This is a genomic window from Acinetobacter wuhouensis, from assembly GCF_001696605.3.
Taxonomy (GTDB): Bacteria; Pseudomonadota; Gammaproteobacteria; order Pseudomonadales; family Moraxellaceae; genus Acinetobacter; species Acinetobacter wuhouensis.
In genome coordinates, this window is sequence record NZ_CP031716.1 from 2,018,717 (window position 1) to 2,032,960 (window position 14,244).

At 38.9% G+C, this 14,244-nt stretch carries 12 protein-coding genes and 2 pseudogenes; 2 read left to right on the top strand and 12 right to left on the bottom strand.

Features of this window, described 5'->3' with window-relative positions:
* The first annotated feature begins 13 nt into the window (after positions 1-13).
* Positions 14-424 carry a hypothetical protein gene (locus BEN71_RS10170; RefSeq protein ID WP_130130704.1) on the top strand — a complete coding sequence of 137 codons (411 nt, stop codon included), beginning with the start codon at positions 14-16 and terminating at the stop codon, positions 422-424.
* 7 nt (positions 425-431) lie between these two features.
* On the opposite strand, the pseudogene BEN71_RS10175 reads toward BEN71_RS10170, so the two are convergent.
* A pseudogene (locus BEN71_RS10175) lies at positions 432-758 on the bottom strand (aminoacyl-tRNA deacylase); the annotation flags it as partial.
* A 169-nt stretch (positions 759-927) separates the two neighbouring features.
* On the opposite strand from BEN71_RS10175, the gene BEN71_RS10180 reads away from it, so the two are divergent.
* A complete protein-coding gene (locus BEN71_RS10180) occupies positions 928-2,148 on the top strand; it encodes a tyrosine-type recombinase/integrase (protein WP_068975886.1) in 1,221 nt (406 codons plus the stop codon).
* 159 nt (positions 2,149-2,307) lie between these two features.
* Here BEN71_RS10180 and BEN71_RS10185 read toward each other — a convergent pair whose 3' ends face one another.
* The 11 genes and pseudogenes from BEN71_RS10185 to BEN71_RS10230 form a co-directional block, all read right to left on the bottom strand.
* The gene (locus BEN71_RS10185) at positions 2,308-2,814 is read right to left on the bottom strand and encodes a lysozyme (RefSeq protein ID WP_117276795.1); all 507 of its coding nucleotides are present in this window, start codon (positions 2,812-2,814) and stop codon (positions 2,308-2,310) included.
* Positions 2,815-2,847: 33 nt separating this feature from the next.
* Positions 2,848-3,009, bottom strand: a pseudogene (locus BEN71_RS19570) (DUF7940 domain-containing protein); the annotation flags it as partial.
* Positions 3,006-3,320 carry a hypothetical protein gene (locus BEN71_RS10190; RefSeq protein WP_068975507.1) on the bottom strand — a complete coding sequence of 105 codons (315 nt, stop codon included), beginning with the start codon at positions 3,318-3,320 and terminating at the stop codon, positions 3,006-3,008. The pseudogene BEN71_RS19570 and the gene BEN71_RS10190, both read right to left, overlap by 4 nt.
* A 51-nt stretch (positions 3,321-3,371) precedes the next feature.
* Entirely contained in the window at positions 3,372-4,697 is a 1,326-nt protein-coding gene (locus tag BEN71_RS10195; RefSeq protein ID WP_068975508.1) for a hypothetical protein, read from the bottom strand.
* Between the two features lie 18 nt (positions 4,698-4,715).
* Positions 4,716-7,424 (bottom strand): phage tail protein, encoded by a 2,709-nt coding sequence (locus BEN71_RS10200; RefSeq protein ID WP_068975509.1) that lies wholly within the window; start codon positions 7,422-7,424, stop codon positions 4,716-4,718.
* Positions 7,417-7,653, bottom strand: coding sequence for a hypothetical protein (locus BEN71_RS10205; RefSeq protein ID WP_068975510.1), 237 nt, complete (start codon positions 7,651-7,653; stop codon positions 7,417-7,419). Before BEN71_RS10205 ends, BEN71_RS10200 begins: the two co-directional genes overlap by 8 nt.
* 7 nt (positions 7,654-7,660) lie before the next feature.
* Positions 7,661-7,876 (bottom strand): hypothetical protein, encoded by a 216-nt coding sequence (locus BEN71_RS10210; protein ID WP_068975511.1) that lies wholly within the window; start codon positions 7,874-7,876, stop codon positions 7,661-7,663.
* On the bottom strand, positions 7,876-8,841 hold the full coding sequence (locus BEN71_RS10215; protein ID WP_068975512.1) for a baseplate hub domain-containing protein: 966 nt from the start codon (positions 8,839-8,841) through the stop codon (positions 7,876-7,878). Before BEN71_RS10215 ends, BEN71_RS10210 begins: the two co-directional genes overlap by 1 nt.
* A gap of 3 nt (positions 8,842-8,844) precedes the next feature.
* The gene (locus BEN71_RS10220; protein ID WP_068975513.1) at positions 8,845-9,990 is read right to left on the bottom strand and encodes a hypothetical protein; all 1,146 of its coding nucleotides are present in this window, start codon (positions 9,988-9,990) and stop codon (positions 8,845-8,847) included.
* Entirely contained in the window at positions 9,987-13,535 is a 3,549-nt protein-coding gene (locus BEN71_RS10225; RefSeq protein WP_086322800.1) for a transglycosylase SLT domain-containing protein, read from the bottom strand. Before BEN71_RS10225 ends, BEN71_RS10220 begins: the two co-directional genes overlap by 4 nt.
* Before the next feature lie 62 nt (positions 13,536-13,597).
* On the bottom strand, positions 13,598-14,176 hold the full coding sequence (locus tag BEN71_RS10230) for a hypothetical protein (protein WP_068975696.1): 579 nt from the start codon (positions 14,174-14,176) through the stop codon (positions 13,598-13,600).
* Positions 14,177-14,244 lie beyond the last annotated feature (68 nt).

Consider the following 14,244-nt stretch of genomic DNA (forward strand, 5'->3'; position numbering starts at 1 on the left):
ATAGAGAACTTACATGCCAGATTTCTTTCACTTCTTAATCCTCGGCTCATACGATATGATCTCTGAAGGATCTTTCATCGTTAAATTAGTTGGAATCGGATACTTTATAACCCAATTAATGATTCTCTATCTCATTTTTTATTACATTTATCAAAAGATCAATTTTTCTGAAAGTATTTTAGAAGTTGATTCTGCAAAGATCAAAGACAAGTACTATATTCCAGAATTCAAAGCACCTGCTGCCAATGTGACATCACCAGCAAAGTACCGCTTAACTTTTGAAATTTCAAATGGAAAATCAGGCGTTTTCTTTGCTGAGAAACAATTATATGAAAAGGTAAAGATAGGCGATATAAAAATGATTGAATATAGATCGGGAAAATTTGGTTCAAATATTCTTGTCGAAAATATTATTGAATCTTAAATGATTATTAAATATCCAAAACATCAACAAAACTTGCACCTAAAACTTTTGCCAAATCTTGTGGTTTTAGCCCAATATCCAAGCCACGCTTACCACCACTGACATAGATTTTAGCTAAGGATTCAGCAGTTGCATCGATCACCGTTTTTAAACGCTTTTTCTGTCCTACTGGACTAATACCACCGACTAAATAACCTGTTAAACGCTCAGCATCTTTAGGATCTGCCATGTGCAATTTTTTACAACCAAAAGCACTGGCAACTTTCTTTAAATTCAACTGATGATTAACAGGTAATACCGCAACAAAATAATTTTTATCGTCAGAAAACATTACTTTTAAAATCTTTACAAATCTAGCGAAATTTATAAAACCTATATAACTTTTAGAATCATAAACTTGTCAAATTAAAACAAATATAAGCAAATTATGCAAAATCATTATTTGTGAGTACAATTGTGAGTACCACTCCAATTAATCATTCTTTTTTTAAAGTTACTCACACATGCTGACTGATACTAAAATTAAAAGCCTTAAACCTCGTGACAAAGCTTATAGAGTAGCTGATCATAATGGACTCTGCATTGAGATTCGACCTAGTGGAACCAAATTATGGCGTTACCGCTATCGGTTTAATGATAAAGCCTCGATGTTAAGTCTTGGTGAATACCCTCTTGTAGGTCTGGCTGATGCTAGAAAAGCTCGTGATCAAGCTAGATTGCTTCTTGATAAAGGCATTAATCCATCTCAAAATCGAAAGCAAGAAAAAATCGAAGCTCAATATCTAAGTGTAAACACATTTGAATTAGTTGCTAATGAGTATATTGCAGAAATTTTAATTGATAGGTCAAGTGGCTATATCAGCAAATTTAGAAAAGCCTTGGAACTTGATGTCTTCCCTGTTATTGGTGACAAGAATGTAAGGGATATAACTTCCGCTGATATCTTGCATATCGTTAAATCCACGGTTAAACGTGTTAGGGAAACTGGAAAAAGAGGAAGTGGTGAAGTTACTGCATTAAATAATCAGAAATTTATTGGTGCCGTAATGCGCTACGCTATCGCAACACTAAGAGCAGATGTTGACCCGACATATGCTGTGCGAGGTGCTATTGTTCGCCCAGAGATTGAACATGCTAGACCTTTAACAAATCAAGAGCAAAAGCTTTTTAGATCTGGCTTGGATACATTTAAAGGCTCAAATACTGTTAGAAATGCACTGCTAACCATGGCTTATACAATGTTACGCTCAATTGAGATTCGTCGCATGAAATGGAGTTATATTGACTTCGATCAAAAAATTATAAATTTCCCAATTTCAACCAAAAGCAACAACCAAGAACGAACAACAAAGAAAAATCGATTGCACCTTGTGCCAATGTCAGATCAATTATTTGATTTGTTAAAAATGCAATATGTGGAATCTGGCAACAAAGAATATGTATTCCCTAGCATTTACGGCCATAGTGATGGTGAGATTGGTAATTCAACAATCAATGTTGCTCTTAAGAATATGGGGCTTAAAACTGTTACAGCCCATGATTTTAGGGCTACAGCATCAACGATTTTAAATGAAAAAGATTTTGATGAAAATTGGATTGAAAAACAACTAGCTCATGCAGACCAGAATAAAACAAGAGCATCATATAACCATGCTAAATACATGGAACAACGTAGAGATATGTTGCAACAATGGGCTGATATTGTGGATGGGTGGAAAGGTTAGGTTTGGTTTAGTCAGCCACATAGCATTTAAGTGGTAGTTGGGGGTTAAGGTTTTTATATCTAATTTCCGACTAAGTTAAAGCGGGTGTGATTGATTGACAAATCCAAGATTAAGTAATAAATCTTGGTTGACAGATTTCTACTTTAGCAACAAAGCCCTCTAGAGGGCTTTTTCAAACAATTTCTTTTCACTTAAACGACGATTTGTAAGACCATTCACCACTTTACCTTTCACTTTATTCCAGCGCGGGAATTGTTCGGCGGCACCTTTATAATCGCCTGCATTCAGTTTTTTAAGCAATGTAGAATTTAGAAAAGCACTTACACCAATGTTGTAAGTCAATGAAACCAATGCATCGAACTGATTTTGATTAAGCTGAACTTTGACTTTATTGACAGCATTTTCAAATGATTTTAAATCATATGCCATATATGCTTTGGCTTGCTCAAGCGTACATTTATCACCTTTTTTAACCCGCACCCCATTCGGGTATTTGATTGTTCCAAAACCGATCGTCCAAACGCCTCCGCTATCGGGATAAGCTTCATTTTCAAAGCCCTCATACCCACAGATTCGATCAATACCAGCCTTGCTTATCACTTGTTGAATTTTAGCAAACTGTTGAATATGAAATTCAGGTTGTGCTTTTAAGCGAGCTAAGATCATAGCCACACCAACAAATGCACCAACGTATTCTTTCCATTGCTCAGGAATTGAATTTTTCACATCCTGAGGAATCAAATTCCAGAATGTTAAAAAGTGCTCAGAGAATAAACTCAAGACAAAAAAAATGGCGCTTAATGCGCCTACTTGTACTGACTTGAGTTTCCAAGCCTGTTTCCAGTTATAAATTAATTTCATTTACGATCCTCTCTATGGCTCTGAATAATTGCCGTGTCTTGCTTAAGTTGATTGATTGTATTAATGGTCCATGTGCCACCCGAAACAGCTATACCGAGCAATATCGCTGCCCCCCACTTCAATAAACCGATAGCGCCTTGAGCTTGATGGTTTTGCTGTTCAAGCGCTTCAATTTTGACTCGTTGCTGATCAAGTGCTTGGTGATACCCTTTATTAATTGCATTTGATTCAATGAGTTGTTCAGATACTTTTTGCAATTTATCTGTCACTTCATTTAATTTTTTCCAAAGTGATGCACTTGGTTCATTCACTTGCGCCCCCTAAATTTTGGCAATAAAAAAGCACCTTATTGGGCGCATTAGTTAGTGTAAATTAATCCATGATGTGCCGTCATAGCACCGTAATTTTTTTAAAGTTGAATCAAAATAGACATCACCCTCACTAACATCAACTGTTGGAGCTGAAGCTAGTGGTACATAATTAACCTGACCAGAAGACTTTATTCGTAATCTTTCTTGTCTTATTACAGAGTTTACTGCTGTTGTTCCAAACCCAATATATGTACTTTGATTTGTATCACTCCATACTGTATTGGAATGGAAAGACATTATAGCTTTTGCACCAGAAGCCCAACCGGATGTAGAGTACCCTTGACCAGTAATAAAACCAATCATAGTATTAGCTGGTGTTGCTGATGGGGATTCAACACTACCACCAGTAGTTGCACAACGAATACCAGCAGATGCAGAAGCACCATAATTAACAACATTAATGTTTGATTGCACACCACCAGACGAACTTACAGTCAATGCAGCGTCATTAATATTGGAAATTGGACTTGTATGCAAGTCATTAGAAGCATCCCAAGTGCCACTTGCAGAATGTACAAATATACCGCCATGATGTGGCATTATAACTCGTTCTTGACGAACATTTGAGCCTTTTGGTGTTGTAAGGAATCTTAAATAAGAACCATAATTAGTCGGTGTTTGATTTTCTGCTGCAACCCAGTGGATAGAAACAGGAGATGAAGCCTGAAAGTCTCCACCAGAATGGTAGGCTCGACCACCAACACCTGAAAATATATCACCTTTTAAAACACCTGTTGGTGCAGCTGGTGTACCTCTTGCGTATCTACCATGTAGTATTCCACCGCCATTTATACCGTATGTTGTGGCTGTAATATCTGCTTGCTTGCTCAGATCTCCAACATTTGTCAGGTTTAATTTTGCATCCTTACCAAGCGTCATAACCTCGGAATCATTTAGAATGAAAGACATATTTACAGCTTGTCCTGTACCAGCACTACTTGCGTTAAGCCTGCACTGACTGCCAACTACTGAAATCTGCATATAGTTTGAGTTATTAGGATCAGATGAACTAAATGCAGTAAAGGTACTTATATTAGATGTGCCAGATGGTATAGCGCCTACAGATGTTTGACTGTCATCATCAATTGTTTGAAAAAGTGTTCTATCTGAAATTGGAGAACCAGAAAACCTTGATAGAATACGCCTGGCAACACCTTCAATATTTAAGTTGCTGTTTATAGTTCCGCTAGACGACCCTCCACCGCCAAGGTTATTTGAAGCAACTTGTTTACTTACGCCGCCCTGAACAACCTCGATAAGCTCAGTTCCGTCCAACGGTGTTGTAGCTGCTGGTAATTCTGAAATCTTTTTAGCCATGATGAGCTCCTCTAAATTCTAAATAATTAATATTTCGCCAGCCTCGGTTACGCGGGTTTCACCCGACTCCGTAATGCGCGTTTCACGCAAAGAAAGCACATGCTCAAAACTCTGAAAGCTCAAAAATCCATCTCGCTCGGATGAGATTTTTACTTTTATCGCGTCGGTAGTGATGTTTGAAATGTCTATCGTATGTGAATTCACAACACCAACATTTTGAGTTAAAAGTAGCGTCTCGGAATTATTAGAATAATCAAATGCGTAGATGGAAATAATGTAAGTGGTCCCGCTTTCCAGTGTTACACTGCCTTCATACCACCCAAGAATTTCACCACCGGTTTGCTGTATGCGGTTTCGATCTACCCATGTTAAAATCAGATCCGTTTCAATATCTACAGGCCAATATTCACCATTAATTTTTACATTGGCTGGTGGGTAAGGGCGGATTGCACGCGCAGCGCAGGTCAAGTCGTGTGCTGTTGCTTCGCTAACATCAAGTACATCCGATCCGGTCAGTGTTAATGCCTTAAGTGAAACATTCTCTCCGCTTAAATACTCTAAATCATCAAGACCTGAATAATTATCCCAACCAAACACTTTTGAACCCGCATCATGCTTTTGCGGTACTGTGTCAAAACATCCACGTTTCACATTGACCACATTTGTTACTGCATTAAAACTAACAAAAGCCATGATTTCATCATTGACTTGGATTCGATGATTTACGTCAAGCAATTCAAATTCAGCAACATTTTCAAGTTCAAAACTCGAATCCATATATCCGATGTCATTTTTCAAAGAAGCACTTGGACAGAAATCTAAAGTCGTTCTTTCATCGTAACCCGCACCCGCATCCACATATAAACTTGCATTTACATGTTGGTTATTTGGACGGATTGCTGCCATTCCGACATAACCAAGTTCAGGATAATTTGAAAGTTTGGCATCTACTTCATCCTGCCCATACTGCTCAACGAGCTCAATGTACGGCACTTCAAATGCAATGGCTGTCGCGTTTTTTGCAGTGCTATCGCCACTGGTGATCGGTGGCACATATTCAACAACAGACTGCATTGGACTGCTAAAAGAGTCTTCAATTGCTTCGACATAAACTGTGTTATTGATCCCATCGCCACGTTTTATTGTTCGGATACGCATTACAGCTTCAGATAGCCCATAGCTTTCATCAGATAGCTTAAACGGCATACCTTCGTGCCAGTTTTCAGAAAAACTTTCATCCACATCAAATGATACTGATGCCAATGTGCTGGATAGTGTTTTCAGATCACGCAATGAAACACGACTAGCCAAATCACTATTGGTAAACCCTTTATAATCAACTGACTGAGAAATGACCCCACCTTGTTGTGCAATCCGAGCGATGTCTTGAACTGTCACAGTTGAATCTTTTGCACGCTCACGATCCCAATACGTCACAGTGACTGAATTGACACATTCAGCTAGAGTGCGACGTTCAAAGTCAAGATTACGAATATTACTTTCATCCAATAAAATTAAATTAACATCATCATAGTCATCACGAATTAAATAAAGCTTCCACTTGTTTGTGACACGATCCAAATATAGCTGTGCATTAATGTGCTCTTTGATGTTATCAACAAACTCATTAATTGAAGTTGAATCAGTCCATTTGATCGACATCCCCATTTGTTCATCATAGAGAGTATCAGCTGCATGTCTAAAAGATGCATCGTCAATATTCGATTCTGAAACGCCTACCCCCCATACTTGATTTGTCAAACATTCACGTATGATATGTGCTGGATTAATGTCTGCTTCTTTCATTGATCGATTTTTTAACCTTAAATCAAACCAAATCCAATTACCTGGACGCTCTCCAAAACCATCATCAATACATTTAATAGTGATTCTATTTGAACCAAGTTTGAAAAATGAAGCACTCAACTCTTTCGAATAATAGTGAGCGTTCACATTGTAATCAGATAAAGTTAGGATCCCATTCACCCAGACTGTTATTCCATTATCTAAAAAACATTCAAATAAAAAACTTTGATTCAATGAATCAATATCAACGAATGTTTCAGCCCACAAAATTGTTTGTTGTTCAATTACTGTAGCTGGTGATGTAGGAAAACCATAGTGCCCAGGACCTGCAAAAAATTTATCACCAAACGGTGATGCACCACTGTTCCATAAGCTTTTATCTACATCTGTATAATCTGCCGAATCTGACGCTGAAACACTTTTATATTTCCAAATCGTATCTTCAGGTTTAAATAAATACTGTTTTGTATTGATTTCCGCTTTTTCGTCATACCACTGAACTTGACCATCATGCCGTGTATGAATCCGCTTCACACGCCATTTTGAGTCAGGCATGTTTGGTGCAGTACCGATGTAAACATTATCAAAAACAACCGAACACACCCCACGATACGCAGAAATCAATCCACCAAAGGCATTCGAAATTTTTGCGCAAATACGCTGTAAAGTACTGCTTTTCTGCTGATCTGAACGTCCAAATAAAAGCTCAATATTTCCTTGGATACCACCTGATTGCTCATCTCCACCAAATAAGCTTGGCTTATTGATATAGATAGTTTTATTTGTATTCTCTTCTGCCAAATAAGCATCTTTGTCTTGAAATGAAATTTTGGTGATTGCATCGATTGGGCCATGACATAAAACAAAATGAGCACTAGCAAAATACTTATAACCTATCGTTTGCTTTTTCTTTTTAGCCATCTTCTTTAGCCCTCATAATCACTTGCTGCGCCATTGCATCATGGCCAAACAGTTCCTCAAAACGCGCTATTGGCATTCCGTTATCAAAAAAATCTTTTATCTCAGCATTGGTTAAGCCGTGATTCAAAAAAAAGCGTCTTGCTTTGATCGTACACATGCTGCAAGCACGTATATGATGGACAAAAATAAAGCCCGCATTTTGCGAGCAATGGTCATTTTCAGATTGCATAGATCACCTATTTTTTGATTGCCTTCGGTGTTTCAGCTAAAAATGCTGTAACGTTTGGTGCAACATCACAAGTGCCAAAAATAACAGGAATTGATCCCCCTTCATCAGCAGCAGTTAAATCAAGCTCACCTGGTGATAGCTTTGTTTTTTGACCCTTTCTCATCATTAGATATGAGTACGCAGCTGATGCGATTGATATTACTACAGCTATAATCGGGAACATTACACAATCCTAGTTGTCGTCGGGTTATCTTCTGGCATATACGGAAAGCCGAGAAAATTATTAGTGTTACCAAATCGATGGCATGCAGTTAATGATTTCATGCAACCGGGATAGACTGTCACAAAAAATACTGATTGAGCTGCTAAATCAAATACAACTTGCTTTTGTTCTACAATATTCTTTGCATTTTGAAAATCTTGCTCATAAGTCGGACTCAATGGATCTAAAGCATCACGATTTGCAATAGCTTGCTCAAGTTCAATTTTGGCAATGTTATATTCAGATAAAGCCACATCTGTTGTTATTTGACTAGACAGCGTATCTAAGCGACGAATCAAAGTGACTGATTGTCCAGTGCTCGATTCAATTGCTACATTTACACCTGCATTACTTTGCAACATACCAAGCCTAAAATAATTATCATCAACAGATAAATTACGTAGTTGTACATTTAATTTATCTACTGATTTGACTGTTGTTTGAATACCCCAAAGCAACTTGTCTAGCTTACAACCCTTTCCGTACAAGTCGTGACAACAAGTTCGTTGATACTTATAACGCGCACCAGCTCGCCCCAAACTTGTATAGTCTGTTTCACACTTCAGTGTAATTTCTACACCTTCGGGCTTAACAGCAGTTACACGTCCCTGCCACAACGTTGAAATCGTGCCGAACTGCAACTTGCTTACTTTAACAAGAATGTTTTCTTCAAGTGCTGAACGTAGACAATCTTGTGCAAACTCACTATTCAAAGCAAAAATAATATCGATTGAATTTTTCTCTAAATCACTACTTGAATCAATTGATGATCTAGTGAGTGTAATTGCTTCATAAATAGTCTCGCCATCTTGAACAGGCTTATCACCAGATGTGTAGTAAAACTTACTTTCACCTCTTGTGAACTCGTACAATTCACGACGAACAGCAGAGTTGGTTAGTGATTGAAAAAATTTACTCAATCCCATTTTTCAAACCCCTATTTCTAAAATTGAAACTGAAGCCTCAACAATATCAGCACCTTGAAAATTTAAATCAATAGAATCAGCATCTAATCGATGTAGGCTTAAATATGAAATGCGTTGAATAGATGAAGCATTCTTATTCAACGCAGGCGTTATCGTGATTTGTACAGTGCTTCCCGAAACCAGTGCAGATGCGGTGATAGTGTGAGCCGTCCAGATGCCATTACTCTTGATTGCAATATGTTTGCGAACATCACTAAGCTGCTTATACTGATCGGATTCAATCAGCATGACTGATGAAATGAATCCTGTGCTTTTACAGCGCATATTAGCTTCATACGTTGGCAACCAGAACGGACGGTATTTTCCTCGTCTGCGAAATAGAAATTGCCGATATGCATACAGATCTTCAGCACTATGAATCACCGCTCGGTACTGCTTTGAATATCGCGCAAAATTCCAATCTGAGTTTTGAAAAATCACTCCAACTTCGTTATTAATCATGTTCTGTTGCTGCACCAAGGTAGATTCCATGGAGTCACCAGAATAAGTTAGGCAAAACCAATACAAATCATTTCCTAAAAATTGTTGCGGCACACTTTCAGCAACTTCAGGTTCATCAATTACGATAAATGTAATGGATGACTGTGTATGTAGGCTGCTAATCTGTCGCGAAATATCTCCGCTAATAAAACATACTCGCACTGGGTAAAGCTTCGCATTCGAGATATTCACGACATTAGTAAGCACCAAGCGGTCGACTTCAACTGTTTCAACTTTAACCAATACTTGCTCAGAGTTGTTTTTCAACAATGCAAGGCAGCCATCATAAAAAGAGAAAATATCAGTCCGACACATCACAAAATCAGCAGATACATCACCAACAAATTGAGATTCCTGAAACAATGGAACAGCCCAGTTTTTACGTATTCCGCCCCATTGAGTATTGAAATGCTGTGCAATTTCATTACGTAATACAACTGAAGAAAAGCCCAGCGTTTGCCGGGCTTTATCTTTGAGCGGAGTTCTGACTTCTGTACCATTTTTAGACTCAAACACATCAGTTTTAAACCCTAATGTTTCAGTCCCTCCAACCAATGCTGGCGAAGTTAACAAAATTACCTCACCGAAATTTTCCGTTGTTAATTTCATGCAATCATCGCCTTAATCGAAGATCGATTATTTTTAATGAAATTCATAAAGGTTTTAGTACCAGATGAAGTGCCCATGAAATCACCTACAATCGAAGGATCTAAGATGTTATTGATTTGTAGATGCTGTAAATTTGCTTGTTGTTTTTGTTGCGCCTCCTCCATATATCCGCTAATAGTTGGACTTTGAGCATTTATCAATTTAGGCGCATCCAACGCTAATCCACCATCAGCGAACCCATTACGAATTGAATCTCGCAATGCATAGAAGCCAGCCGGCCCACCTAGTGCAGCGATTTCTTCTTGCGTTAAAACCCCTTCACCTTTGTGGACAATACCAGCCGGCTCATATTTACCACCGAATCCAGTAAAACCACCAGTTGCATAGCCAACAGGACTCAATGCTGAAACAGCAGCTTGAAGCAATCCAGTTTCCATTGTTGCAATACCAACTGCTGGCAAATTATATGGGAAAGGTGCTGATGCCCAAGCTGCTGAAATTGCTTGATAACTATTCATTGCAGTAGAGAACAATGCAAAGCCTTTTTGAACACTACCAAGAATGGCATAAGCCGAACTTGATGAATCAACTAAGCCCATCATCATGCCTGCAAAATCTGCACCGTACTGGGCACCGTATGACATCTGCATAGCCAAACGCTGTTGTTGATACTCCTCTTCTGTCAATAGCATGTGCTTACGTGCTTCTGCAAGCAAATCTATGTCTTGCTGATATGGAGACTTTTCAAGCCCCATCATGGACTGATAATCACTCCAAACCTGTTCACGCTTGGAGTTTTCTTCTACTCCCTGCTGAATATTCGCCTGCTTTACTAGCGCATTTTTCATCTCAGGTGAATATTTCGCAGTATTAAGAATTTCTTCTCGTACTAATGCGTAATATTCTTTGGCATAGTCTTCAGTAGATATCCAGTGGCGCTTAGCTTCAAGGAGTTGTTTTTTATCACTCAGCTCTTTTTGTTTCTGAGCTTCCTGATATTCAGCAACGTCTTTTTGATACGCAGCATTTTGCATTTCAGTGTATTTCTTGATTGCAGAATCATCGCCTGCAAATGCAAGTTCAATAGCTTTGATTTTTTCCTTATGATCAAAGGCTAACTGCTGATCTTCGGTAAAATAGGTTTGCTGAACAGTCTGTTGATTTTCTAGAGCTTGTTTGCGAACCTCCTCTAGCTCGCCCCAATATTCAGTCCAATCTTTAAGATTTGCAGCAGCATCGTTAGCTAAAATACCAGCAGATTTATTTGATGTTCCACCCAGTCCAACAAGCCACTTGTCAACCAAACCAGAGTAGGCGGATGCCTCTTTGGTTTTAGCAGATGACCCAGTAAATCCTTTTGACTTTAGATCTTTAGTTCCTTTAACCCCAGCGTTATATGCGGTTACAGCATCACTCCAGTTCCCAAAAATCTTGAATGACTCGGCTAGGTCCTTAGCCGCCACTTCTGCCGACTTTTTGACATCATATGAATCAGCTACAGAGAGACCATATTGCTTTCGATAAATACCCGTTGTTTGAAATGGTCCAATCGCACCAGTCTGACTTTTTGCATTTACATTCCCTTTGGATTCTTGAGCCATTACAGCAGCAAGCATATTTTCAGGAATACCGTACTTTGAGCCAATCTCATTTAATCCATACTTTGAATTAATTTCTGCAACTTTTTGAAGCATTTTTAGCTCTGCGTTGCTATATGAATACTGCTTCTGGCTTAATTCAATCTGCTTGCGCTTTGCCTCCTCAATTTTCTTTTCAGACTCTTCACGAGCCTTAGTTTGTTGCTGAAGTTTGTACCCAGCCTCAACCTGCAAAAACCAAGCTTTAGATGAAGTTTCTGAAAAACTCATGCCCGAATCTTCTCGCGCATCAGCAAAATAGTTTGCCTTATCACGACTCCAACCTTTTGCAATGTTTGCAACAATGTAGTTTTCGCGGGCTATATCAGCACTTATATTTTTAAGTGCCTCTCTTTGCTTCTGAGTGAACCCAAGAAGTGCTTGCTCTTGAGCTGAGATCGACTTCGCATTTTCATTATTCAGTCTAGTATTTTCTTGAACCTTTCCTGAATAAATACCTAAGACTTTTCGTGCATCATCAACTGCTGATTTTTCTTTACCCACTGACTCAGCTTTTTTATCAATACTAGACTTTGCAGTATCACTTATCGTTGCTAGGCTGTTCACGGCTGTAGCAAGTTCGTTCGAATTTATTTTACCTAAACGATATTGCTCAAATAATCTAGATGCTGAATCACGATCTTTTTCAGATACCTCTGAATTTCGAGTAACAGCATCAATAAGCCCGAGAAGCTCATTCTTTTGCTCACGGAAAAGTTTATTTGCTTCATTTAACTCGTCTGTAGCTTTACGAGTAAGTACACGCTGTTGGGTTGTATCTAACTTCTCATATTCAACACGTAGCTCTGCAACTGTTTTCCCTTGGGTGCTTAATGATGGATCTAGTGTATCGCTAGACTTTTTCATATAAAGAAAAGCAGAGCCGGCAGCAATCCCCTGAACAGCTAACATAGCCAAACCAGCAGGGCCACCAAGAAAAGCCATTGCGCCACGTAATGCAACCATTGCGCCGGTGGTTGTAGATGCTGATGCAGACAGCCCAATTAATCCAGCACCAGCACGAACCGAAAATGCAGCTAATTGGGCTAATTGAATACTTGTTGCAACAACAGTTGGCACCAATTTAACTGCCATGGCGGCAGTTAATGCTAAGGCAACCGCTTTGATATCATCCATATTATCTGATACCAGTTGCACTACAGGAACCACGTTATTTACAAGTGTTGCTTTTAATCCATCCCATTGCAGATTTAACAGCTGCACATTTTCTTTTGCCAGCGCCAAGGTCTCAATCATCTCATCTGACATGATTGCATTAGCGCGTTCTGCCGCATCACCCCATTTTTTAAAACCCTCACCTCCATTTTCTAATAACGGGATAAGCAAGGAGGAGTCTGAAATAATGGCCTCCATATAGAACTTCAGGTCATTTTGAGAGGCACCGACTTTCTGCAAAGAATCATAATAAAGCTGAAGTGCTTCTGGTCCTGACAGCTTTTGGAATTGCTGAATAGTTACACCAACAAGAGGAGCAATATTTTCAAAGAAGTCAGCTAAAGGCCCACCACCAGTCTGTTGGAAATCACCAATACGGTCTTGCATGTCTTTCATCTTATCAGCGAAAGACTCCATGCTAATCCCAGCAGTTTCCGCACCTTTTGCGTAAAACTGAAAGTCTCGAACTGAAGTATTGGCAAGTTGGGCGAATTTTTTAATTTCACTTCCGGTTTGAATAGTTTGGTCTGCAAAGGCAGCCATGCCGCCAATCGAAATCCCCGCAACCGCAGCACCAAATGCGGTCGCTGCGATACTCGCAACACTAAAGCTATTTGCAATATTTTTACTTGAGCTTTTGGCTTGGCGTTCAGCCTGTGTCATTGGGCCCGTAAAATTGCCAATTTTTGTAACCAAATCTAGGGTTAAACGACCCAATGATGCTGTTGCCATAGCTTTTCCTCAGGCAATAAAAAACCCCGCAAATGCAGGGTTTGTTGATGTTTAATATTTACTTAAAGGCCACGTGAATCCTTTATCGTCTTTTCTGAATAACATGCATCACTGTTAGAAAGTTCATAGGCTAAAGTAATGTATCCAGAATTTAAATTTTTAGCTTTTGCCTTTAGCATAATATTTTTTACACCATTAGTTTCCAATGGCCCCCATGCTACTGCTAAAATACGCTCTTCTTTAAGTAAGCTCATTGTCCATTCATTTGAGTCTTTCCAAATACTACCGCTTCTTAGGAAATTAAAATCACCCTCAGGTTTCCCGTACTTGGAGATTAGTGACTCTTTTGTGCTCGAAAACTCATCTCTAATTGCATCACCATAAACGCTAGTAGCAATAGGCTTTCCAAAACCTATTACCTTGCAAAGCCCATTTTGCGGTGTTATAACCATTAAATAGTCTGCAAATCCTGCGTATGGAATAGGTACCTTTTTAAAAGAATAAGAATTATCCCCAAGCTTTTCTGGCTGCCCACTAACTTTGATTACATCAGCCAACGACATCCCAACTTTAAGCCCAAACGGAGCATCTGCGAAAGCATTAGTTGTTAATAGCGCTAAGATAAATAGTATTTTTTTCATGCGAATGCCCTCTTATAAGTAAATATAAGATACTAATTTATAGTACAAAAAGAAACCCACCGAAGTGG